The organism is Streptomyces sp. NPDC006711, from assembly GCF_042869775.1.
GTDB lineage: Bacteria > Actinomycetota > Actinomycetes > Streptomycetales > Streptomycetaceae > Streptomyces.
In genome coordinates this window covers 241,002-263,688 of record NZ_JBIAGO010000002.1, presented here as the reverse complement: position 1 = coordinate 263,688, position 22,687 = coordinate 241,002, and the positions used below count along the sequence as shown (strand labels likewise).

The 22,687-nt window shown below is 72.3% G+C and carries 17 protein-coding genes; 14 read left to right on the top strand and 3 right to left on the bottom strand.

Annotated elements, in window-relative coordinates; genetic code table 11:
- The first annotated feature begins 35 nt into the window (after nucleotides 1-35).
- The 10 genes from ACFYM2_RS05275 (at nucleotide 36) to ACFYM2_RS05230 (ending at nucleotide 10,962) form a co-directional block, all read left to right on the top strand.
- The gene (locus tag ACFYM2_RS05275; protein WP_388833499.1) at nucleotides 36-1,634 is read left to right on the top strand and encodes a 2-isopropylmalate synthase; all 1,599 of its coding nucleotides are present in this window, start codon (nucleotides 36-38) and stop codon (nucleotides 1,632-1,634) included.
- A gap of 53 nt (nucleotides 1,635-1,687) precedes the next feature.
- The gene (locus tag ACFYM2_RS05270; protein ID WP_388834234.1) at nucleotides 1,688-2,134 is read left to right on the top strand and encodes a MaoC family dehydratase; all 447 of its coding nucleotides are present in this window, start codon (nucleotides 1,688-1,690) and stop codon (nucleotides 2,132-2,134) included.
- Nucleotides 2,131-3,075, top strand: a complete 945-nt coding sequence (locus ACFYM2_RS05265; protein WP_388833496.1) for an isopenicillin N synthase family dioxygenase — start codon at nucleotides 2,131-2,133, stop codon at nucleotides 3,073-3,075. Before ACFYM2_RS05270 ends, ACFYM2_RS05265 begins: the two co-directional genes overlap by 4 nt.
- Nucleotides 3,072-3,929 (top strand): aldolase/citrate lyase family protein, encoded by an 858-nt coding sequence (locus tag ACFYM2_RS05260; protein WP_358993240.1) that lies wholly within the window; start codon nucleotides 3,072-3,074, stop codon nucleotides 3,927-3,929. The genes ACFYM2_RS05265 and ACFYM2_RS05260 overlap by 4 nt, the downstream gene beginning before the upstream one ends.
- A 12-nt stretch (nucleotides 3,930-3,941) precedes the next feature.
- The gene (locus tag ACFYM2_RS05255) at nucleotides 3,942-4,832 is read left to right on the top strand and encodes a hypothetical protein (RefSeq protein WP_358993237.1); all 891 of its coding nucleotides are present in this window, start codon (nucleotides 3,942-3,944) and stop codon (nucleotides 4,830-4,832) included.
- On the top strand, nucleotides 4,829-5,743 hold the full coding sequence (locus ACFYM2_RS05250; protein ID WP_388833493.1) for an alpha/beta hydrolase: 915 nt from the start codon (nucleotides 4,829-4,831) through the stop codon (nucleotides 5,741-5,743). Before ACFYM2_RS05255 ends, ACFYM2_RS05250 begins: the two co-directional genes overlap by 4 nt.
- On the top strand, nucleotides 5,743-6,987 hold the full coding sequence (locus ACFYM2_RS05245) for an aminotransferase class I/II-fold pyridoxal phosphate-dependent enzyme (RefSeq protein ID WP_388833490.1): 1,245 nt from the start codon (nucleotides 5,743-5,745) through the stop codon (nucleotides 6,985-6,987). The genes ACFYM2_RS05250 and ACFYM2_RS05245 overlap by 1 nt, the downstream gene beginning before the upstream one ends.
- Nucleotides 6,984-8,123 (top strand): ornithine cyclodeaminase family protein, encoded by a 1,140-nt coding sequence (locus tag ACFYM2_RS05240; protein WP_388456055.1) that lies wholly within the window; start codon nucleotides 6,984-6,986, stop codon nucleotides 8,121-8,123. Before ACFYM2_RS05245 ends, ACFYM2_RS05240 begins: the two co-directional genes overlap by 4 nt.
- Complete coding sequence (locus ACFYM2_RS05235) at nucleotides 8,116-9,546, top strand: amidase (protein ID WP_358993225.1); 1,431 nt, start codon at nucleotides 8,116-8,118, stop codon at nucleotides 9,544-9,546. Before ACFYM2_RS05240 ends, ACFYM2_RS05235 begins: the two co-directional genes overlap by 8 nt.
- Before the next feature lie 63 nt (nucleotides 9,547-9,609).
- A complete protein-coding gene (locus tag ACFYM2_RS05230) occupies nucleotides 9,610-10,962 on the top strand; it encodes a hypothetical protein (protein WP_388833488.1) in 1,353 nt (450 codons plus the stop codon).
- A gap of 34 nt (nucleotides 10,963-10,996) precedes the next feature.
- Here the strand turns inward: ACFYM2_RS05230 and ACFYM2_RS05225 are convergent, their stop codons facing one another.
- The 3 genes from ACFYM2_RS05225 to ACFYM2_RS05215 all read right to left on the bottom strand — a co-directional run bounded on the left by ACFYM2_RS05225 (nucleotide 10,997) and on the right by ACFYM2_RS05215 (nucleotide 16,667).
- Complete coding sequence (locus ACFYM2_RS05225; RefSeq protein ID WP_358993219.1) at nucleotides 10,997-13,687, bottom strand: LuxR family transcriptional regulator; 2,691 nt, start codon at nucleotides 13,685-13,687, stop codon at nucleotides 10,997-10,999.
- Nucleotides 13,684-15,126, bottom strand: coding sequence for an aminopeptidase P family protein (locus ACFYM2_RS05220; protein WP_388456063.1), 1,443 nt, complete (start codon nucleotides 15,124-15,126; stop codon nucleotides 13,684-13,686). The genes ACFYM2_RS05225 and ACFYM2_RS05220 overlap by 4 nt, the downstream gene beginning before the upstream one ends.
- Before the next feature lie 104 nt (nucleotides 15,127-15,230).
- The gene (locus ACFYM2_RS05215) at nucleotides 15,231-16,667 is read right to left on the bottom strand and encodes an aminopeptidase P family protein (RefSeq protein WP_358993213.1); all 1,437 of its coding nucleotides are present in this window, start codon (nucleotides 16,665-16,667) and stop codon (nucleotides 15,231-15,233) included.
- A 715-nt stretch (nucleotides 16,668-17,382) separates the two neighbouring features.
- Here ACFYM2_RS05215 and rph point away from each other — a divergent pair.
- The 4 genes from rph to ACFYM2_RS05195 all read left to right on the top strand — a co-directional run bounded on the left by rph (nucleotide 17,383) and on the right by ACFYM2_RS05195 (nucleotide 22,510).
- Nucleotides 17,383-19,992: a rifamycin-inactivating phosphotransferase gene (gene rph / locus ACFYM2_RS05210; RefSeq protein ID WP_388833485.1), complete on the top strand. Its 2,610-nt coding sequence runs from the start codon at nucleotides 17,383-17,385 to the stop codon at nucleotides 19,990-19,992.
- A gap of 197 nt (nucleotides 19,993-20,189) precedes the next feature.
- A complete protein-coding gene (locus ACFYM2_RS05205) occupies nucleotides 20,190-20,414 on the top strand; it encodes a hypothetical protein (RefSeq protein WP_388833483.1) in 225 nt (74 codons plus the stop codon).
- 173 nt (nucleotides 20,415-20,587) lie between these two features.
- The gene (locus tag ACFYM2_RS05200) at nucleotides 20,588-21,394 is read left to right on the top strand and encodes an alpha/beta hydrolase fold domain-containing protein (RefSeq protein WP_388833480.1); all 807 of its coding nucleotides are present in this window, start codon (nucleotides 20,588-20,590) and stop codon (nucleotides 21,392-21,394) included.
- Nucleotides 21,395-21,508: 114 nt separating this feature from the next.
- Nucleotides 21,509-22,510 carry a hypothetical protein gene (locus ACFYM2_RS05195; RefSeq protein ID WP_388833477.1) on the top strand — a complete coding sequence of 334 codons (1,002 nt, stop codon included), beginning with the start codon at nucleotides 21,509-21,511 and terminating at the stop codon, nucleotides 22,508-22,510.
- The last annotated feature ends 177 nt before the right edge of the window (nucleotides 22,511-22,687 follow it).

Here is a 22,687-nt window from a genome sequence, read left to right as displayed (position 1 = left end):
GAGATTCTTGGACAGCCGCACAACATCCGTCATCCATGCCGTTCCACCGGTATGCGCGGGACTCCGTTTCCCCGACTGTCGGCTGGTCGCGGCGGTGGCCCGACAAGGCGCTCGACCGGGCCCCGCTGTGGGCTTCGGTGGACCTGCGGGACGGGAATCAGGCTCTTGCCGATCCCATGGACACCCACCGCAAACGGCGGATGTTCGATCTGCTCACCGCGACGGGATTCAAAGACATAGAAATTGGATATCCTGCGGCGAGCGCGCACGATTTTGATTTCGTACGGGAGCTGATCGTCAAGGACGCAATTCCGGACGATGTGACGGTCGCGGTATTCACGCCGGCTCGCGCGGAACTGATCGAGCGGACCTTCGAGGCGATTCGGGGGGCGGACCGCGCGGTGGTGCATTTGTGCCATGCGACGGCCTGTCTGTGGCGCGAGGTCGTGTTCGGCCTGACGGCCGACGAGGTCGTGCGGATGGCCGTGGACGGCGCGGAGCACATGGTGCGGCTCGCGGAACGGGAGCCCGGCACCGACATCCGGTTCGAGTACTCGCCCGAGACCTTCAACCTGACCGAGCCGGAGCTCGCCCTGGAGATCGCGGGCCGCGTCGCCGAGGTGGTCGACGCCACGACGGAGCGCCCGCTCATCCTCAACCTGCCGACCACCGTGGAGACCCACGGCCCCCAGGTCTTCGCCGACCAGGTGGAGTGGATGCACCGCAACCTCGACCGGCGCGAGGCGATCATCCTGTCGGTGCATCCGCACAACGACCGGGGCACCGCGGTCGCGTCGGCCGAACTGGCGCTGCTCGCCGGCGCGGACCGGGTAGAGGGCACGCTGTTCGGCAACGGCGAACGCACCGGGAACGTCGACCTGGTGACGCTCGCGCTCAACCTGTTCAGCAGCGGCGTCGACCCCGAGCTCGAACTCGGCGACATCGACGCGGTCCGCGCGGTCGTCGAGGAGTGCAACCGGCTGCCCGTCCACCCGCGCCACCCCTACGCCGGCGACCTCGTGTACACCGCGTTCTCCGGCACCCACCAGGACGCCATCGCCAAGGGCCTGGCCGCGCTGGACGCGCGGGCCGCCCAGGAGGGCAGGGCCGTCGAGGAGATGCCCTGGCAGGTCCCCTATCTGCCCATCGACCCCAAGGACGTCGGGCGCGACTACGAGGCGATCATCCGCGTCAACGGCCAGTCGGGCAAGGGCGGTATCGCCTATGTGCTCAAGGCGGGCTGGGGCGTGGACCTCCCCGTCGAACTGCGCCGGGACTTCGCGGCCGTGGTCCAGGCCACCACCGACGCCCTGGGCCGTGAGCTCGAAGGCGCCGAGATCTGGCGGCTGCTCCTGGAGACGTACGGCCTCGACGACGCGCCCGCGCTGCCCGGCGGCGCCGACGCCGATGAGGTCCTGGCCCAGCTCGCCGCGCGGCACGGCGTCGCTTTCACCCCGCCGCGCCCCACCGGCGACGCCGCACGGGCCGGCGCGCGAGCGACCTGCTTCATCGCCCTGGACTTCGAGGGGCGCACCGTCTGGGGACTCGGCCAGGCAGCCACCGCCGCGGACGCGGCCCACAGATCGGCCCGTTCCGCGCTGCGCCGCGCGGGCCTGCACGAAGGAGAGCGGTGAAGAACAACTCGTTTCTCGCGGTCGGTCCCGGCATCTACCGCGAAGACAGCGGAATGCTCTACGAGGACTACGTCCCCGGCGAGATCGTCGAACACCGTCCCGGCCGGACGATCACCATGACCGACAACGTGTGGAGCTCGCTGCTCTGCCTCAACCAGCACCCGCTGCACATTGACGCGGTCTGGGCCGAGCAGACGGGCTTCGGCAAGATCGTCGTCTCCAGCCTGGTCACCTTCGGCATCGTCAACGGCCTGACCGTGTCGACCATCAGCTCCAAGTGCGTGGCCAACCTCGGCTGGGACAGCGTGCGCCTGACCGCTCCGGTCTTCGTGGGCGACACGCTCTACGCGTCGACCCGCATCGTCTCCTGCCGGAAGTCCGCCACCCGCCCCGACCAGGGCATCGTGACCGTCCACACCACGGGCCGCAACCAGGACGACGTGACGGTGATCGAATTCGACCGGACGATTCTCGTCCCCACCAAGGAAGCAGCCGCATGATTCCGGTGATCGACCTGGCCCCCGCCCACCGCGACGAGCGCAGGACCGCCGAGGAGATCTCCCAGGCGTGCCGGCAGACCGGGTTCTTCGTCGTACGCGGACACGGCATCGCCCGCGAGGTCTTCGACGACGCCTACATCGCCTCGCTGCGCTTCTTCCAGCTCCCGCTCGAAGCCAAGCGCGAACTGCCGATGCGCACCTCGACCGCGCGCGGCGACAACGACTACAGCCCCTACGGCTACAGCGCCCTGCTGTCGGAGAACGCCTACGCCTACACCGGCAGGCCCGGCATGCCGTCGGACTACGTGGAGAAGTTCAGCGTCGGACGGCTGATCCTCGACGACGACGAAGAACTCCCCTTCCCCGAGGACGAGTCGGGACAGCGGCTGCGCGCCAGTCTGAAGGCGTACTTCGCGGCCTGCGAGAGCGTGGCGGGCCACATCGCCGAACTGCTCGCCCTCGCCCTGGATCTGCCCCGCACCTTCTTCGCCACCCGGACCAACACCTCCAACGACTCGCTGCGCTCCCATCTCTACCCGGGAGTCGCCCCGGAGTTCCTGAACGACCAGGGCATGGGGCAGCACACCGACGGCACCCTGATCACCCTGCTCACCCAGGACGGCCCCGGGCTCCAGCTCCAGGACCGCGCGGGACGCTGGCTGGACATCGACGTCCAGGAACGGGACAGCTTCATCGTCAACATCGGTGATCTGATGGCCCGTTGGTCCAACGACGAATACGTCTCGACGCCCCACCGGGTGCGCCTGGCGGACCGGCAGCGCCAGTCCATCGTGTTCTTCAAGCTGGCCAACGACGACACCGTCATCGAGTGCTTCCCCAAGTTCGCCGCGGACCGCGCCCCCAAGTACGAGCCGATCCGCTACGAGGATTTCTCACTTCAGAAGATGAATCTGCTGTTCGGGAGGGAAGGCGCGCGATGAAGTCCTACGCAAGCTTGCTGTACACCCCGGCGCTGCTGCTCGCGTCGGTCGCCCGGCCCGGCAAGGTCCGCGCCGACATGCTGGTCCTGGACCTCGAGGACTCCATCCATCCGGGCAGGAAGGCCGAGGCACGCGCGCTGCTGGCGAGCACGGACCTCACCGGCTCCGGCATTCCCGCGCTCGGCCTGCGGGTGAACACCCTGGCGACGCCCGACGGCCTGGAGGACCTGCGGGCAGTGATCGCGATGGACGCCCGCATCGGCGGCATCCCCCTCGACGTGGTCTTCATCCCGAAGATCTCCGGTCCGGGCGACGTGATGATCTACCGCTCGCTGCTGTCCCACACCTCCAACCCGCCCGAGATATGCAGCTTCATCGAGAGCGTCGACTCCGTCGAGAACGCCCTGGAGATCGCCTCGGTGAGCGACGGCCTGTGCTTCGGGCAGGCGGACCTGACCGCGGACCTGTACGCCGAGAACGCCTTCTACCTCGATCACGCCCGGGCCCGGCTGTGCGCCGCCGCGGCCAGGCACCAGGTGCCCGCCATCGACACCAACTCCTTCGAGCTCCACGACCTCGACGTCGTGGCCGCGCAGTGCCGGGCGGCCCGCGACGCCGGTTTCACCGGCAAGGCGGCCATCCATCCCCGGCAGGTCGACGTCATCGCCGAGACGTTCACCGTCGGCCCGGACGCCCTCGCCGCATTCCGCAGCGTGGTCGAGGACTACGACTCCACACCGTACGGCTTCGCGGTCGACAAGGACCGTGTGCTGGCCCCGCCCTTCGTGCTGAGGGCCCAGCGCATGCTCCAGCTCCACGCACCCGAAGCCCAGTCGAACACCCGCACCAAGTAACGGGGGGATCCCATGAAGAAGCTTCCGCAGCACGTGATCATCGACGTCTCCGCCCACGAGACGCGGCTGGCCGACGGCCGGCTCCAGGCCGTCGGGGACGAGATCGTCTCCACGTTGGTGCGCCTGGTCGCCGAGGGCGACGGCGTCGCCGTCTGCCACGGCCTGGCCAAGACGCTGGCGCGCCACGGCCTCGACATCCGCGACCAGGACCACGCGGGTCTCGCCCGCGACTACCTGGAGTCCCTGTTCCGCGCCTTCGGCGAGCGCGTGGACGTCGCCCGCTTCAGCCCGGTGGAGATGGACTACGACCGGATCGCCGGCATGGACGTCGACGGCTACAACAAGAACACCCACTTCACGCCCAACGGCGACCACACCACCGAGCGCGAGTTCCTGACCACCAAGTGCGTGCACTTCGACGCCGGCACGCCCTTCATCGGGAACATCTACGGCCCCAACACCAACATCGTCGGCGGCATCCCGCTGGTCTGCGACACCCGCGCCTACTGCCGCGAGCGGGGCGTGGACCCCGCGGACCTGCTGGAGCTGATGCCGCACAGCTTCAACGTCGCCGTCCGCGAGGAGCACGCAGGACCCGTCCTCGACGGCTACGCCGCCGCCGTGGACGTGGACCTCTCGGCCGACCTGGTCATGGTGGTGCTCCTGAACGAGGTGGACGGCGGCCTCGCGCACGCCGGCTCCGAGCCCCGCCCCGCCGACGCGAAGCTGCCGGCGCGCCGCCCCATCCGGCACCTGGAGTACCAGTTCGCCGAGGGCGTGGAACTGGACAAGTGGTACCGGCACTACCGCCTGGAGATCCCCCAGCCGAGCCTCCAGGTCCCCGACGAGGCGGCGCGCGAGCGCTACCACCGCGGCGTGGACCCCGTAGGGACGGGCCGATGAGCACCTCCGTGCACTTCACGGTGCCGGCCATGTCCGACCACGACCACCAGGAGCTCGACGCGCTGCTCGCGGCGCTCGCCGCGGACGAGTGGCCGATGGACATCGGCAGGGCCCGGCTGTTCTACGACGCGTGGGGCATGCCGATCGCCGACGACATCGTGGTCCAACAGCGCGACGGCGGCCACCTGTTGACCCCGCCGAACGCCGAAGGGCGCCTGACCGTGCTCTACCTGCACGGCGGCGGCTATGTGTACGGATCGCTGCGCAGCCACGGCCTCATGGTCGCCGAGATCGCGAGGGCGGCCCGCTGCCGCACGTTCTTCGTGGACTACCGGCGGGCCCCCGAACACCCCTATCCGGCGGCGCTCGACGACGCCGTGGCCGCCTACCGGAGCCTGCTGGACGACGGGCTCACGGCCGGCGAGATCGTCCTGGCGGGCGACTCGGCGGGCGGTGGCCTGGTGCTCGCGACGCTCCTGAGGCTGCGCGACGCGGGGATCGCGCTGCCGGCCGCCGCGGCCTGCGTCTCCCCGTGGACCGACCTCACCGGCAGCGGCGAGAGCTACCGCACCCTGGAACATGAGGACCCCATGCTGGACAAGCCGGTCGTGGACCTGGTGACCTCCTCCTACCTGGGGGACACCGACCGGACCGACCCGTATGTGTCCCCGCTGTTCGGGGACCTCGCCGGGCTCCCCCCGGTGCTGCTCCAGGTGGGCAGCCGCGAGATCCTGCTCAGCGACGCGGAGCGCTTCGCCGCCGGCCTGCGCCGCGCGGGCGGCACCGGCGTCCTGGAGGTGTGGCCCGGCATGGTGCACGTGTGGCACCTGCACCACGCCCGCCTGGGCAAGGCACGCGAAGCGGTGAACCGGCTCGGCGGCTGGCTCCGCGCCCAGGCGGTGGGCGCCTGATGAGCGAAGAGATCACGGACGTCGCGGACATCACAGGACCCCACCGCTACCGCAACAACCGCAAGATGGTGCCGGCCGGCGAGGAGGCCTGGGGCCTGTCGCGCGAGCACGGCATGCTCGGCCTCGTCGTCGAGGCCGTCGAGGGCCAGAACCGGCTGCGCGACCTGCGCACCGGGCACGAGTTCGCCAACCTCTCGTCCTGCTCCTACCTCGGTTTCAACAGCCACCCCACGGTGGTCGAGGCCGGGCGCGCCGCGCTGGAACAGGAGCAGATCACCGGCCTTTCCATGGGGGAGTTCCGGATCCGGCTCGGCATCATGGAACGCCTGGAGGAGGAGCTGAGCGCGCACTTCGGCGCCCAGGTGCTGCCGTCGGTGTCCTGCGGTGTGCTCAGCGCGGCGATCCTGCCGCTGCTCGCCTCCGGACACCTCACCGACGGGGAACCGCTCGTCGTGGTCTTCGACCGGTTCGCGCACTTCTCCATGAACTTCCTCAAGCCGGTCATCGCCGACGAGACGCTGGTGATGACCTGCCCGCACAACGACACGCAGTTCCTCGAAGACGTCTGCAAGCGCTACCCGAGGGTGGCCTACGTCGCCGAGGGCGTCTACTCCACCGGCGGCCAGGCCGACCTGTCCGGCATCAAGGACCTCCAGGACCGGTACGGCATGTTCGTCTACCTCGACGACTCGCACGCCCTGTCCGCCATGGGCGAGCGCGGATTGGGCTACGCCCGCACCGTGTTCGACACCCTCGGCCCCCGTACGATCGTCGTCGCCTCCATCGCCAAGGCCTTCGGCGCCACCGGCGGCATCGCGATGGTCGGCGACCGCGACCTCTTCGACTTCCTGTACCGGAGCGGGCCACTGGCCTGGTCGCAGGGGCTGCGGACGGCCGCGATCGGCACGGCCCTCGGCGCGCTCGAAGTCCACCGGAGCCCCCTGCTCGGTGAGCGCCAGCGCCAACTCGCCCACAACATCGCCCTGTTCGACAAGCGGCTCGCCGGCCACGGCCTGCGCGGCGAAGGGTCGCACATCAAGTTCGTGACGGTCGGCGACAACGACCGGGCGGTACGCCTCTCCACCGAGCTCTACCGGCGCGGCTACTACTGCTCCGCGATGTTCTTCCCCATCGTGGCCCGTGGCCAGGCCGGCGTGCGGATGATGCTGCGCGGCGACATGCCCACCGAGCTGACCGAGCGCTTCGCCACGGACCTCCTCGAGGTGCTGGCGGACGTCGGATGACCCCGCACGGCAAGATGACCGGGCACGGCGGCACGGGAGACCGCACCGACGTGCTGGCCGTCGCCGCGCTGATGCGGCGGAGCCTGCGCGGCGGCGCGGTGCGGCGGATGGCCGTGCCGCTGCGCGAGGTCGTCGAGGACGGCCACGGCACCCGGTTCCTCTCCATGCCGGCCGTCAGCGCCGACCTCGGCCTGTGCGTCAACAAGACCGCCACCATCACCGACGGCCCGGGCCCCACCGTGACCTCGGTGGTTCCGGTGTTCTCCACCGCTACCGGGGACCTGCTGGACGTACTGGACGGCGCACTCGTCACCGACCTGAAGTGCGCGGCCGTGACGGCGCTGGTCACCGACTGCTGCGCCGCTCCTGACGCCACGAGCCTCGCGATCATCGGATCGGGCGTCCAGGCCTGGCAGCAGTACCTCGGGGTCTCGGCGGTCCGCCCGATCACCGACGTACGCATCCACTCGCGCACCGCCGCCCACGCCGACGTGCTGTGCGCACGCGTGCGGCGCGCGGACCCCTCGGCGCGCGTGCGGGTCTGCGCTTCGGCGCGGGAGGCCACCGAAGGCGCGGACGTCATCTCCACGGCGACCACATCCGTGCGGCCGCTGCCGATCGCGGCGCGGCTCGCGCCCCATGTGCACATCAACTGCATGGGCGCCCACACCACCGACTCGCGTGAGGTGTCCCGCACGCTCATGGAACGTGCCGCGCTCGTCGTCGAGGACATCGAGATCGCGGTCGCCGAAGCCGGCGAGATCCACCGCGGGGCCATCGACCTGGAATCCCTGGTGAGCGGCGACCACACCGGTCTGCCCGGGCGCACCACCGTCTTCAGCTCCACCGGGCACGCCTCGCTCGACCTCATCACCTGCGCCCACCTGGTGACGCGGCAGGCATCCACCACACCGAAGGGACGACCGTACGTGGCACAGCCCGGCACACAGGAGAGCGCCGGACCCCCTGACGCCCAGGAAGCCCAACTGGCGTCCGCCGACCGGGAGTTCACCGATGCCCTGGCGCGCCGCGACATCGTGATGCCGCCCGATCTGGCCCCCGGCGTCCTGGCCGGCGCGCGCTCCCTGCGGGCGATGAGCGAGCTGCTGCGCGCAGTGGAGGTCTCCGATGTCTGAGACCGTCACCGCGGACCCCGGCGCCCTCACCGAACTGTCCGTCGTGGAGGCCGGCGCGCTGCTGCGGGCCGGACGCCTCACCTCGGTGGAGCTGGTGGAGCACGCGCTGAGCCTGATCGACGCGCACGACGGCGACCTGCACGCCTTCGTCCTGGTCACCCGCGACCTCGCGCTGCGCCGCGCCGCCCGGGCCGACCGCGAACTGCGGGCCGGCACCGACCGGGGCCCGCTGCACGGCATCCCCTACGCCCTGAAGGACATCCTCGACGTCCAGGGCCTGCCCACCACCAACCACTCCCACCTCACCCTCCACGGCGCCGCCACCGAGGACAGCGCCATGGAGGCCCGCCTGCGGGCCGGCGGCGGCGTGCTCCTGGGCAAACTGGCCACCTACGAGTTCGCCTTCGGCGGCCCCAGCCACGACCTGCCCTTCCCGCCGGCCCGCAACCCGTGGAACAGCGACCACATCACCAGCGGCTCCTCGTCGGGAGCGGGCGCGGCGGTGGCCGCCGGGTTCCTGCGCGTCACCTTCGGCTCCGACACGGCGGGCTCGCTGCGCGGCCCCGCCTTCCACTGCGGAGCGGTCGGCCTGAAACCCACGTACGGCAGTGTCTCCGGCCACGGGGCGACCCCGTTGGCACCCACCATGGACCACTTCGGGCCGCTGGCCTGGACGGTGGCCGACGCCGCCGTCGCGCTCCAGGTCGTCTCGGGCCCCGACCCCCGCGACGCCCGCACCCGCGACACCCCCGCGCCCGACTTCCTCGGCGCCCTCGACGGCGACGTCAAGGGACTGCGCGTGGCGTACGCCAAGGACTGGTACGCGGCCGACCCCGGGACCCTCGGCGAGATCACCGAGAGCATCGACCGGGCCCTCGACCACCTCGACAAGCTCGGCGCGATCGTCGAGGAGTGCCATCTGCCGCCGTACGAGATCTTCGACGCCTGCGGCCGCGTCATCCTCATGGCCGAGGGCTTCGCGGTGCACGAGGAGAACCTGCGCCGCTCGCCCCGCTCGTTCGGCCGCTACACCTACCAGAAGCTGATGCCCGGCGCGGGCGTCGGGCCGGCCGAACTGCGCAGGGCCCACGAGGTGCGCGGGCAGCTCACCGCCGCGCTCGACCGGCGGATCTTCGCCGGGTACGACGTGCTGGTCACCGCCTGCGGACAGACCACTGCGGCCCGGGTCGACGCGTTCGGCACCGACTGGCCCCCGCCGAAGCTCGCCAACGACATGCAGACCATCCCGTTCGCCGTCACCGGACACCCCGCCCTGTCCGTGCCCCTGGGGTTCGCCGGCAACGGCCTGCCCATCGGGGTGCAGCTGGTGGGGCGCGCTTTCGGCGAGGCGAACCTGCTGCGGGCCGGTCTCGCGCTGGAGGCCGAGTTCGGCCGGCGCGAGACCCGGCCCGTCCTGACATGAGAAGACAAGCCGGACCCGGCAGACCCGTCCGGACCCAACAGACCGGACAGAGCGGAAGAAATCATGGAACACACCTCGGCGGCGCTGCGGGTGGGTGCGGCGCGAGGGCCGCACGTACCGGATCCCCGCACCCTGATCAACGCGTTCGACCACCAGTTGCGGGGCTTCAGGACGTTCTGGTTCGACCGGATCGCCCCGGCGGGACCCGTCGTCAGGCCTGCCGCCCAAGGAGCCGAACTGGAGGGCGCGGTCGTCTACTTGGCCGACCTGCTGCGCCGCGCGGTGTGGCACCTGGGCGAGGACTGCCGCGCCCGGCACCGCGCACTGGGCCTGGACGAACGCCTGACGGCGTTCTACGGCGACGAGGAGTTCGAGAACGCCTACGCCACGGTGATGGGCCGCCCGGACGTCATCCTCACCGACGCGGGCTGGAAGTTCATCGAGTTCAACTTCTGCTCCTCCACCGGTGGGCAGGTCTACCTCCACCTGCTCAACGACCTGTGGCGGCAGCTGCTGCCCGACGCGGTCCTCGGCACGCTCACCCTCGCCGACCCCCTCAAGGCACGCGCGGACGTCGTGCGGAGCGTGCTCGCCGAACTCGGGCTCGACCCGCGGGTGGCGGTCGTCGGCCATCTGCCGGACGTCTTCGTCGGCGGGTACACGGGCAGCCGCAGGTACTACGACATCGAGGTCGAGTCGCTGCGGAAGTCCGGCATCGCCGCCGATTACTTCGACACCGACGAGTTCATCGAAGCCCTCGACGCAGGCCGGGTGCCCCACCCACTGGTCCTGGAGCGCACGGTGCCGCAGGAGTGGCTGGACGCGGGCCGCGACATCCGGCCGCTGCTGAGGATCAGGAAGTGCGGCTCGGCCGTGCTCACCCCGCAGAGCTCCTACCAGGCGGCGAACAAGCAGCTGTTCGCGCTGCTGTCCAAGGGCCAGGACTGGATGAGCGACGAGGACCGCGCTTTCACCCGGCGCTATCTGCCGTGGTCGCGCGGCATACGGGAGGAGAAGGTGGAATTCCAGGGCGAGAGCCGGCAGTTGGAGGAGCTGCTGCGCCGGCGCCGGGAGGACTTCGTCATCAAACGCTCCGACGGCGACCAGAACTTCGACGTGCACATCGGCTCGAGGACCGAACCAGCCGCCTGGGAGCACGTGATCACCAGGGCGAAGGCGGCCGGCACCTGGATAGCGCAGGAGGCCGTCCACAGCACCAGGATCCGCGCGGACGTCCTGGACCGCGACCGGGACAGTTACCTCGGCATCAGCACGGGCGCGGTGTTCGGACCGCTGTTCATGGGCGGCCGCATGACGGGATGCGGGGTGCGCTACGACGTCCCCGCCCCGGGCGGGGCCGGACCGGGGGCGGCGGCGTCGAGCATCCTGGGATCGGTCGGCTGGTACGAGGACTGAGCGCCCCGGCACACGGCGGTCCGGACGGCCCGGGTCAGCGGGCCGCCCGGTGGTCGTCCTTGCGTACCAGCGCCATCAGTTGGACGCGCGAGCGCACCTGTAGTTTGCGGTAGATCCGGGTGAGGACCGCCTCCACGGTCTTGACGCTGATGTACAGGGCGGCCGCGATGTCACGGTTGGCGAGCCCTTCGACGACGAGCTCGGTGATGCGCCGCTCGGCGTCGGTGAGCCCGGCCTGCCAGGCCTGCGCCCGGGCGGCCTCGGACCGCGGCGGCCCCCACAGCGGCGCGCCCGCCCCGCGGAACACCGCCTCGGCCGCGGCCTGGAGCTCCCTGGCGCGGGCGGGGCGTCTGCGGCGCTGCTCGACCGAGGCGTGGGCGAGCAGCACCCGCCCGCGCTGCAACGGATGACCCAGCGCCTCGAAGGCGCGCCGGGCCTCGTCAAGCAGTTCCTCGGCCCGGTCGAAGTCGCCCGCCGCCGTGTGGCACAGGGCCTCCGCGCGGGCGAGCGAGGCAAGGACGCCACGGCGTCGCAGGTCCTCGGCCCTGCGCCGGGCCGATGCGACCGTCCGCAGCGCGGCCGGGAGGTCGCCGGCGGCGAGCAGCGCCTCGGCGAGGTCGGCGTCATAGCGGATCTCCGCCGGATCGCGCATGCCCAACTCCCGTGCCAGGTCACGGACGCCGAGCAGATCGGCCAGCGCTCCGCCGGTGTCGCGCAGCAGCAGCCGGGTCGCACCGGACAGATGCAGACAGTGCGCGGCAAGGACCGTGTCGGCTTCCTCGCGCGAGGCCGTGAGGCCGAGATCGGCGCAGGCCAGTGCCTCTTCCAGGCTGCCGCCTGCGAGTTCGGCGAGCGCGGCCGCATGCCAGGCGGGCCCGGGGGAGGCCCCGAGATCGCGGGTCAGGGCGAGCAGGTGGCCCGCCTCCTCGCGGGCGGCGGCGCCCTCACCGCGCAGGGCGTGGACGCGGACGGAGCCGGCCAGCAGCCGCAGCCGGTCGGCGCGACAGGTGGCCGGAGCCTCGTCGAGGAGCCGGGCGGCCTCGTCGACCCGGTCGTCGAGGAGGGCGAAGGCGACAGCGGTACGGCGTGGTGTCCCCGGGGCAGGGCCCGCGCCGTGGCCGTGACCTGCCGCCAACGCCCGCCCGAGCAGCGCGCCGTGGCCGGCCGACCCCGAGCCCTGCTCGATCAGCGCCGTCAGGGCCAGGGCGGCGGCACGGGTCGCGGCGTCACCGGCGCGTCCCGCCCACTCCTCGGCGGACCAGGCGTGGCCAAGGGCCTCGGGGTGGCAGCCCCGGCTCAGCCGCAGGCCACGGGCCAGCCGCAGATGAGCCGCCGCGATCAGACCCGGATCGTCGGCGGCCGTGGCCTCGGCCAGGGCCTGCGCCGCCAGGTGTTCGACCAGCGCGGCGCCCCGTCCGGCGGCGTCCACCACGGCGAGCCGGGCCCGGGCGCGGGCCTCGGGCGCGGCCCGGCCGCGCTCCAGCTGGTCGAGCGCCGCGCGGGCCAGGTCGAAGCGGCCCGCCGCCTCGGCGTCGTGGGCGGCGGTGACCAGCAGGCGGTGCTGGTCGCCGCCGGGCCGCGCGCCCGCGAGGAGGCTGAACTCAGCGGCCCTGGCGTGGTCGGCGCCGGCCCGCGCCTCGGCGGCGGCGCCGAGCAGCGCCGGGACCAGATACGCGGGCAGCCCGGCCGGGGCCAGCGCCGAGGCCTGGTGCCAGACCCGGTCGTCATCGGCGGAGGATGCGGTGGCCAGGGCGAGATGGGCCTGGCTCACCGCCTCGCCGCTGGCCTCGGCGATGATGCCCTCACGGACGACCGGGGCGGGAAAGCGCACGGTGGCGCCCACTTGGATCAGGCCCGCGGCTTCGGCGTCCGCCAGGGCCGTGTCGGCGCACGGGCCGCCCGCGCGCCGGACGGTGTCGAGCGAGGGGTCGGCGGCCAGCGCGGCGAGCAGCAGCACCCAGTGCACCGGCGCCGCGAGCCCGGAGAGCCAGGCGCGCAGTGCCTTGCGGGCGTAGGGGGCGAGCGGCTGGACGTCGAGCACCGCCGGCGTCCCGGCGCGGGCGAGCCCGGCGGCGATCTCCGAGACGAGCCGGGGGTTGCCGCCCGTCGCCGTGTGGATGCGTGCGGCGGTGCGCAGCGGGATCCCGAAGGACCGTACGACGGCCGCCGACTCCTGCGGCCTGAGCGTGGGCACCGTTATCTCCACGGCGTCGCCGCCCAGGACGTCGTGCGCGGGCGGGCCGCCGGGCCGCAGGGCGGCGAGCAACGACACGCTGCCCCGGCTGCGGCGCGCCGCGTAACCGAAGACGCCCAGGCTGTCCCGCCCCCACCAGTGCACGTCGTCGACGGTGAGCAGCAGCCGGGCCCTGCGCCCCCAGGCCCGCAGGCACGACAGGACCGTGACGCGCAGGACCGCGGGATCGGGCTCGGGTCCTGTGACCCGCCGCAGGACCCAGTCGATCGTCGACCGCTGCACGTCGGAGAGTTCACCGCTGACGTCGTCCGGGCAGACGGTGAACAGATCCATGAAGGGCACATACGGCAGGTGGGCGTCGCCGGGCGCCGAACTGAGCCTGACCACCGGGTCCCCCGAGGTCTCCCACACGGTGCACACCGCGTCGAGGACCGCGGACTTGCCGAACCCGGTGGGTCCGACCACCGCCACCGCACCGGCCTGCCGCAGCTGTCCGCAGACCTGGTCGACCAGGGGGCGGGGGGCTCTCACCGCGACGCGCCCATCCACGCCTCGACGTCGTCGGCGGCGCGTGGCAGGCCCGACGACAGACACTCGGCGCCGTCGGCCGTGATGAGGAAGTCGTCCTCGATGCGCACGCCGATGCCCCGCAGTTCCTGAGGGACCGTCAAGTCGTCGGGCTGGAAGTACAGTCCGGGCTCGACGGTGAGCACATGGCCCTCGCGGAGCACGCCCTGGGCGTAGTTCTCGCTGCGGGCCGAGGCGCAGTCGTGGCAGTCGAGACCGAGCATGTGACCGGTGCCGCAGACGGTGTACCTGCGGTACAGGGCGGACTCGTGCGCGACCACGTCGCCGCCGGGCCGCAGGCCCCAGGCGTCAAGGCCCTCGGCGATGACCCGCGTCGCGGCGTCGTGGAACGCGCCGTAGGGCGCGCCGGGCCGCAGAGCGGCGATGCCCGCGCACTGCGCGGCGAACACCAGGTCGTACACGCGGCGTTGAGCGTCGGTGAAGCGCCCGCCGACCGGCAGCGTCCGGGTCACGTCCCCGGTGTAGAACGTGTCGGCCTCGGCGCCCGCGTCGAGGAGCAGCAGATCGCCCTCGCGCACCGGACCGTCGTTGTGCATCCAGTGCAGGACGCACGCGTGGTTCCCGGCCGCCGCGATCGTCTCGAATCCCAGGCCGTAACCCTCAAGCCGGGCCCGCCGGTTGAAGGTGCCCTCGATCCAGCGCTCGCCCCGTTCCAGGCGGGTGGCGTACGGAAGCTCGGCGGCGACGTCGTGGAAGCCGGCCAGCGTGTTCCCCACCGCCGTGCGCAGCTGCTCGATCTCCCACTCGTCCTTGACCAGGCGCGACTCGGCCAGGAAGGCGAGCAGTTCGGCGTCGCCTGGCGCGGACGGCGTCACCAAAGCGTCGACGACCGCGTCCTCACCGCGCACGGCCCGGGTCGGCACGCCGCCGGCGAGTGCCCGCTCCAAGTCGTCGCGGGAGCGCGTCTCTATGCCGAGGTCACCGGCGGTCTCGGTGAGCGTCCGGCGCCTGCCGACCCAGAACTCGCCGTGCCGGCGGTCGCTGTAGAACTCCGCGCCGCGCGGCCCGGCGTCACGGGGCGAGCGCGGCCGGGTGAACAGCGTGACCTCGTGCCCCTGCCCGGTCGGCTCGAAGACCAGCACGCTGTCCGGCACCGCTCGCGTGCCCAGCTCGGCGGTGAGATGGATGTACGCGGAGTGCGGCCGGAAAGCGTAGTCGAAGTCGTTGCTGCGGGTCTTGAGGCCACCGGACGGAACGACGATCCGCTCGCCGGGGAACCGCTCGGACACCGCGGCCCGCCGCTTGGCCGCCCACGCGGCTCCCGATCCGGGCCTCGCGGGCCGGCTCGTGTCGGCCCAGCCGTGCCGGAAGACCTCCGCCACCGCGTCCGGTACTTGATGATCGTGGCTGCGCAACCCGCGCGAACCGTCCTGCTGTTCCATCACTCGCGTCCCCTCGTGTGGTGGTCCGTTCCCGCCGAAGAACCCCGTGGGTCCTGGCCGTGGCCGGCCGCACGCCGTTGTGCGGCCGGTCACGGCGCTCGCCGTCAGCCCCGCAGCCGGGCCATCCAGGCCTCCACCTCGTCGGCGGCCCGGGGGAGGTCGGCGGACAGGTTCTCGTTGCCGTCCTCGGTGACCAGGATGTCGTCCTCGATCCGGATGCCGATGCCCCGGAACTCCTCGGGGACGGTCAGGTCGTCCGACTGGAAGTACAGCCCGGGCTCGACGGTCAGCACCATGCCCGCGGCGAGGGTGCCCTCGACATACAGCTCGGTGCGGGCCTTGGCGCAGTCGTGGACGTCGAGGCCGATCATGTGCCCGGTGCCGGCGAGGGTCCAGCGCCGGAAGAGCCCGAGCTCGTACGCCTCGTCCACCGAACGGCTGCCGAACAGGCCCCAGGAGGCGAGGTGTTCGGTCAGCACCCGCTGGGCGGCGTGGTGGAAGTCCCGGTACTTGGCGCCCGGCTTGACGGCCGCGATGCCGGCCGACTGCGCCGCGTACACCGCGTCGTACACCGTGCGCTGCGCGGGGGTGAAGCGGCCGTCCACGGGCAGGGTGCGGGTGACGTCGGCGGTGTAGAGATTGCGGCTCTCCACGCCGGCGTCAAGCAGCAGCAGGTCGCCGGGGCGGGCCTCGCCGTCGTTGCGCACCCAGTGCAGGGTCGTGGCGTGCGGGCCGGCGGCGCAGACCGAGGCGTACCCCACGTCGTTGCCCTCGATCCGCGCGCGCATCCAGAACGTGCCCTCGATGGCCCGCTCCAGGGTCGGCCGGTCCGTGCCGAGGATGCCCACGACGTCCTCGAAGCCGCGCGCGGTGGCCTGGACGGCGTGGCGCAGGTCGGCGATCTCGAACTCGTCCTTGATCAGGCGCATTTCGGAGAGCGCGATCCGGAACTCGATGTCCCGCTCGGCGGTGACCTTGTCGCTCAGCGTGGCGTCGACGGCTGCGTCGTATCCGCGCAGCAGCCGGATCGGTCCACGCGCCTCGGCCAGCCGGCCGGTCAGGGTGCGAACATCACGGCAGGGCAGGCCGAGCAGGCGCTCGTTCTCGCTGAGGCTGTTGCGCCGGCCGTCCCAGAGCTCGCCGTGGTAGTCGAGCCAGAACTCGCCGGACTCGCGGTCGGAGCGGGGCAGCACGTAGGCGATGGCCTGGTGCCCGCCGCTCTCGCCCGGCTCGAGAACCAGGACGGCGTCCTGCGACTGATCACCCGTCAGGTACACGTAGTCCGACGACGGCCGGAAAGGGTAGTCCGTGTCGTTGGAGCGCACCTTCGGGTTGCCGGCGGGGATCACCAGGAGCTCGCCGGGGAACTGGGCGGACAGCGCCGCCCGGCGGCGCGCGGTGTGCGGCGCCTGTGCGATGGGCTGGAGGTCGCGGCGCTCGGTGTCCGCCCAGCCCTGCCTCATGTTCTCGGTGAGCTCGGTGCTCACGCCCCCGTACAGGCCGTTCTTGCGCGTCTTGTTCTCATCTGTCTCATCCGTCACAACAGCCTCCTGAGGCGAATGCGTCACTCAAGTCCTCCTCGACCGCCGACAGTCGGCGTCCCGAGGGGGACTCGACGGCCGGAGAAATCTCTGGGCGTGGTCATCGGCAAAAAACTCTGGGCCTGGTCATCGGCGCAGGTGAGCACAGCTCATCACGGACCGCGTGGTGCCGCCGGAACCCCCAACTCCGCGACCGGACCGGCTCCTTGTCGCGAACCGCACTCTCGCAGAACCGCCCCGCCCCCCACTTCGTACAGATGTATGAAAGGTTGGTGGCGCTTTTTCGTCATCTGTCGATGGGCGGAACGCCTACAGCGCCACCGGGATGTGCCTCCGTCACGTTCGGATCATGCTCGCGGGAGGGCCGGCGCGGGTGGACACGGGCGCGCTTGGCGCAGTCGCGAAGGGCGCTGCCCGAGGGGGATGGGGGTGGGGAGCCGTCAGAGGCCACGGGCGCGCGCGTGCGGTCGGCGCGTGCGACCGCGCGCCCGGCCTGGGCGCCCCGCCGAAGGCCACACGACAAAGGCAGACCACATGACAAAGGCAGGGAGACACTTCTCCCCGCCTGTCTCAAGGTATAGCGCACCGGGGGGCTTGCCACAAGGCCCAGGGGGGAGCGCAGAATCGGCGCCCGACACCAGCCGAAAGGGCCGGGCGGCCAGGACGCGACCGTCCGCCGCACATCGACAGAGCACCACGCCTCGGAGGCAACGCAGTGACTGAGCAGAACGTGCTGGATCTTCAGGAGGCCGGCGGGACGCCGCTCGCGCTCGTCGGCGGCAAGGCCGGACACCTGGGCGCCCTCACGCGGATCGAGGGGGTGGAGGTGCCGGACGGCTTCTGCGTGACGACCGAGGCCTTCGCCAGGGTCGTGACCCGACAGCCACCGGTCGGCCAACTCCTTCAGCGGCTGGCCGGCGTGGAACCGGAGGACCGGGACGCCGTCCGTACGCTCAGCGCACAGCTGCGCCGGACCATCGAGGAGATCCCCCTTCCAGGCGACCTCGCCGCCGAGATCACCGACGCGCTCACCCGGCACGGCGAGCGGGACGCGTACGCCGTGCGGTCCAGCGCGACGGCCGAGGACCTGCCGACCGCCTCCTTCGCCGGCCAGCAGGACACGTACCTCAACATCGTGGGGCCGGCGGAGATCCTTCGGCACATCAGCCGGTGCTGGGCCTCGCTGTTCACCGAGCGGGCCGTGACCTACCGGGGGCGCAACGGCATCGACCACCGCGCGGTGCGCATGGCCGTGGTCGTGCAGCGGATGGTCGAGCCACGGGCTTCGGGCGTGCTGTTCACGGCGGATCCCGTCACGGGCAACCGCGCGATCGCCACCGTGGACGCCGGGTTCGGCCTTGGCGAGGCCCTGGTCTCCGGCCTGGTGAACCCGGACGTCTTCAAGGTGCGCGACGGCCAGGTCCTCACCAGGACGATCGCCGCGAAGGCGCGGGCCGTCGACGCCGTGCCCGGCGGCGGTACGCGTGAGGTGGCCATCGACGCGGGGCGTCAGGAGGAGCCGGCCCTGACGGACGCGCAGGCCGTACGGCTGGTGGAGCTCGGCCGGCGCATCGAGACGCACTTCGGCCGCCCGCAGGACATCGAATGGTGCCTGGCCGGCGACACCTTCCACATCGTGCAGAGCCGCCCGATCACGACGCTGTTCCCGGTCCCGGACAGCGGGGACGAGGAGAACCACGTCTATCTCTCCGTCGGCCACCAGCAGATGATGACCGACGCCATGAGGCCGCTGGGGCTCTCGGTGTGGCAGCTGACGGCGATGGCGCCGATGCCCGAGGCCGGCGGGAGGCTGTTCGTCGACGCCACCCGGCGGCTTGCCTCGCCCACGAGCCGCGCGGGCCTGCTCGACCTCATCGGGCGCGGCGATCCGCTGACCAGGGACGCGCTGGAAACCGTCCTCGCCCGCGACGGGTTCCTTCCGTCGCTTCCCGACGCGCAGCCCGCGGGGCCTGCGCCCGGCGGCGCGCCCGCCGCCCCGATCGAGACCGACCCGGCCATTGTCACCGGACTGATCGCACGCAACCGTGCCGCCGTCGCCGCCCTCAAGCGCGAGATCGAGACGAAGAGCGGACCGGCGCTCTTCGACTTCCTGCTCGACGCGTTCGCCACGCACAAGCGCGAGCTCGGTGACCCGCTGAGCATGCGGGCGATCATGGCCGGCATGGAGGCCACCTGGTGGCTCAACGACAAGCTCCTTGAGTGGCTGGGCGAGAAGAACGCGGCGGACACGCTCACCCTGTCCGCCCCCGACAACGTCACATCGGAGATGGGCCTGGCGCTGCTCGACGTCGCGGACGCCATCCGCCCGTACCCGGAGGTGGTCGCATACCTGGGGGGCGTCGGGGATGTCGCGGGCGACGGCTTCCTGGAGGAGCTGGGAAAGCTCACGGGCGGGGCCGAGGCGCGTGCCGCCATCGAGTCCTATCTGGACCGGTACGGCATGCGCTGCGTCGGCGAGATCGACATCACCCGGCCACGCTGGAGCGAGCGCCCCTCGGCCCTCGTGCCGGTCATCCTCGACAACGTCAGGAACTTCCAACCCGGCGCGGCGCGGCGGCGGTTCGAGCAGGGGCGGCAGAAGGCGCTGGCCAAGGAACAGGACGTGCTGACCCGGTTGCGGGCCCTGCCGGACGGGGAGCACAAGGCCGACGAGACCGAGCGCGTGATCAGGCGCGTCAGGACCTTCGTCGGATACCGCGAGTATCCCAAGTACGGCATCATCAGCCGGTACTTCGTCTACAAGCAGGCCCTCCTGAGGGAGGCCGGGCGGCTGGTGCGGGCCGGGGTGCTCGACGAGGAGGAGGACATCTTCTACCTCCGGTTCGAGGAACTGCGCGACGTGGCACGCTCGGGCCGGGTGGACGGCCGTCTCCTTGAGGAGCGCAGGGAAGCGTTCCGCGCCTACCAGGCGCTCACGCCGCCCCGGGTGCTCACCTCGGAGGGCGAGGCCCTGAACGGGGCCTACCGGCGCGACGACGTACCGCCCGGCGCGCTGAGCGGCATCCCGGTGTCGGCCGGGACCGTCGAGGGGCGTGCCCGCGTCATCCTGGACATGGCGCACGCCGACCTCGAAGCGGGCGACATCCTGGTCACCACCTTCACCGACCCCAGCTGGTCGCCGCTGTTCGTCGCGATCGCGGGCCTGGTCACGGAGGTGGGCGGCGTGATGACCCACGGCGCGGTGATCGCGCGGGAGTACGGCCTGCCCGCCGTCGTGGGCGTGGAGGGCGCCACCCGCCGGATCCGGGACGGGCAGCGGATCCGGGTGCACGGGACGGACGGGTACGTGGAGATCCTGGCGTGACGGGTTGACGGGTTGACGGGCGAGGGGCTGACGGCCTGCCCGTTGGCCCGGCTTGGGGGCGGCCTGACGCGGCGGCTCGGAGGGGACTTGGAGCGGGCGCGTCGGCGGTCGGGTGATACCGGTTTTGCCGGGCCCGGGCGCCGGGGACGGATCACCCTGTTCCTCATCCAACCGCTCGAACAGGAGCAATCATGCGCATGCGTACCACCCTCACCGCCGGCGTCCTCGCCGTCGCCGCGATCCTCGGCAGCACCGGCACCGCGCTCGCCCACGACCGGGACGACCACTACTCCAGCGGCAGGAAGGGCAGCTGCGCCACGTTCGCCGCGGCGAACGGCGGAAACGCGTCGTTCGGCAGCGCCTGTAAGCACTCCGAGTGGATGGGCCAGATGGGCGGCTGGATGGGTCACCACTCCCACTGAGACCCCCTCGTTCCGGCGCTTCGCGGGCCGGTGCGAGCACCCCAGGGCGCGTACCGCCGCGACGCGGCTGCGCGCCCTGTCGTGTGCGCGCGGCGGGCTCGGCGCGGGCGTGACGCGGCTCACTCGAAAAGGGTGACACGACGGTGTCGCGGACGGCTGCGACCGTGCCGCACATGATGATCAAAGACGAGGACTGCCTGACCGAGACCCTGGCGTTCAACGAGCGGTTCGCGGCCGACGCGGGCAGCCCGGTACGCCGGGGAGCGCCCGACGCCACCATGCTGGCCGCCCTTCGCCGCAACCGCCTGGGCGGCGACACACCTCCCGTACGACTGCCCCACGGGCACGACCGCGTCCTCGCGGGCGGGGTGCGGATCCGGACCTTCGTACCCCCGCGCGTCGACGGCGTGTACCTGCACATCCACGGGGGCGGCTGGGCGTTCGGCTCCGCCGACGGGCAGGACGACCGCCTGTGGCGCCTGGCGCGAGACGCCCGGCTCGCCGTGGTGAGCGTGGAGTACCGCCTCGCGCCCGAACACCCCTTCCCCGCCGGGCCCGACGACTGCGAGACCGCCGCCCGCTGGCTGGTGGAGAACGCCGAAGCCGAATTCGGCACCCGCCGGCTCCTGATCGGCGGCGAGTCGGCCGGCTCGCCGGGCGACCGCGGTGTCCGCAGCGCGGTGGAGAGCGCTCTCAGCGCCAACACGGCCCTGCGGCTGTCCTACCTCGACGCGGGCGGCCGCGCGAGCGTCCGCGTGGTGGAACCGGCGGGGCTGCTCACCGCCGAGGGGCGCTGGTACCTCATCGCCTGGTGCCGTACGCGCCGGGCGGGCCGGGGCTTCCGCCTCGACCGGATCGCGACGGCGCAACCCCTCGCCGAGCAGGCCGAACCCCGTGACTTGGCGGCCCTGTTGCGCGGCTCCGCGGCCACCTCGGCGGGGCGGCCCGCCACCTTGGACGCCCTCGCGCCCGCGCCGTGAGGGCAACGCGCCCGTACGGCCATGGTGACGGGACGTCAGCTGTTGTGGCGGCGGTTTGGGAGAAGGCATGGCCGGGGTGGGACACGGTAACGGGCAACGATTACGATCCGGCTCATGAGCACCTCGGATCAGGACCAAGCGGTGGACGCGACCCCGGAAGCCCCCGGAACGGCCGGAGCGAAGCCATCGCCTGCGGCGAAGCCGCGTTCGGAGCGGACCCGGGGTGGGGCCGAGGCAGCCGGCGACGGGAACGCTTCCGAGGGCACCCGGGCCGAATCCGCGAGCGCCGGGCGGGCCTCGGAGGCGGGGGAGCGGCAGGGCGGGGCGGCGTCCCCTCGCGCCGCCCAACACCCGCGTGCCGAAGGGGACTTGATCGCCACCCAGGCCCCGGAAGGCGCGCCGGCGGCTGATCCGGGCACCACCGCCCACCCCAAGGCCGCGTCCGGCGGGCGCGCGGAGGGTGGTTCGGGCTCCGGTTCGGTCGAGGCGGCCATGGGCGCGACTGGTGTGGCCACCCCGGGCGAGCCCGTCACGGGTGTGGCGGCCCACCCTGGTGAGATATCCCCGAGCGCCCCGGCAGTGGGTGGCCCGGAGATCCGCGGAGCGGTCACCCCGGACGCCCAACGCGGGGGCGGGGAGACTGAAGGCGCCCCGGACGCCCGGGCCGGCGTCTCCGTCAACGCCCGTGACGGGGCGGCCGCGAACCCCCGCGCCGATGATCCCCGGATCGACGAAGGCACCCCGGACGCTCTCAACGACCAGGCCCAGGCCGACGCCACCCCGCACGCTTCCGCCCGCGCCGACGCAACCCCGCACGCTTCCGCCGAGGGCGCCCCACAGCCGGACGCACGTGCACGGGGCGGACTTGCCCCGTGGCAGGCGCGCCGCATCCGCATGGTCGCCGCCGGTGTGCTCATGGTGGCGATCGGCGTGATCCTCGTCGTACGGCTGGCGACCCGTTCCTCGGTGCTGGTCGTCGGCGTTTATGGAATCGCTCTCATCCTGTGCGGCGTGGTCATCGAGCTGAGCCGCAACGGGCGGACCCGGCTTGCCTCCTGGCTCCTCGTGGTGGGCCTCGCCGCGGCGTTCGGCATGGACTGGTTCGTCCTGCCCTGACGGGCCGCCTTCGGCTGCTTCCCTCCCCGCTCCCCGGCCCCACGCCACGCGGGCCGGCGGGCACCCGGAGCCTCGCAGGGCCGACGCGTGCCCCGTCTGAGAGCGCTCTCAGTCCGGTCAAATTCGAAAGCCAACCCACGCTTCAGGCAACCCCGCCTCGGACCCACCCGCACGGCA

Coding starts and splice junctions, on each gene's coding strand:
- ACFYM2_RS05275 (WP_388833499.1), top strand. CDS start 36: ATGCCGTTCCACCGGTATGCGCGGGACTCCGTTTCCCCGACTGTCGGC.
- ACFYM2_RS05270 (WP_388834234.1), top strand. CDS start 1,688: ATGCTCTACGAGGACTACGTCCCCGGCGAGATCGTCGAACACCGTCCC.
- ACFYM2_RS05265 (WP_388833496.1), top strand. CDS start 2,131: ATGATTCCGGTGATCGACCTGGCCCCCGCCCACCGCGACGAGCGCAGG.
- ACFYM2_RS05260 (WP_358993240.1), top strand. CDS start 3,072: ATGAAGTCCTACGCAAGCTTGCTGTACACCCCGGCGCTGCTGCTCGCG.
- ACFYM2_RS05255 (WP_358993237.1), top strand. CDS start 3,942: ATGAAGAAGCTTCCGCAGCACGTGATCATCGACGTCTCCGCCCACGAG.
- ACFYM2_RS05250 (WP_388833493.1), top strand. CDS start 4,829: ATGAGCACCTCCGTGCACTTCACGGTGCCGGCCATGTCCGACCACGAC.
- ACFYM2_RS05245 (WP_388833490.1), top strand. CDS start 5,743: ATGAGCGAAGAGATCACGGACGTCGCGGACATCACAGGACCCCACCGC.
- ACFYM2_RS05240 (WP_388456055.1), top strand. CDS start 6,984: ATGACCCCGCACGGCAAGATGACCGGGCACGGCGGCACGGGAGACCGC.
- ACFYM2_RS05235 (WP_358993225.1), top strand. CDS start 8,116: ATGTCTGAGACCGTCACCGCGGACCCCGGCGCCCTCACCGAACTGTCC.
- ACFYM2_RS05230 (WP_388833488.1), top strand. CDS start 9,610: ATGGAACACACCTCGGCGGCGCTGCGGGTGGGTGCGGCGCGAGGGCCG.
- ACFYM2_RS05220 (WP_388456063.1), bottom strand. CDS start 15,126: ATGGAACAGCAGGACGGTTCGCGCGGGTTGCGCAGCCACGATCATCAA.
- ACFYM2_RS05205 (WP_388833483.1), top strand. CDS start 20,190: ATGCGTACCACCCTCACCGCCGGCGTCCTCGCCGTCGCCGCGATCCTC.
- ACFYM2_RS05200 (WP_388833480.1), top strand. CDS start 20,588: ATGATGATCAAAGACGAGGACTGCCTGACCGAGACCCTGGCGTTCAAC.
- ACFYM2_RS05195 (WP_388833477.1), top strand. CDS start 21,509: ATGAGCACCTCGGATCAGGACCAAGCGGTGGACGCGACCCCGGAAGCC.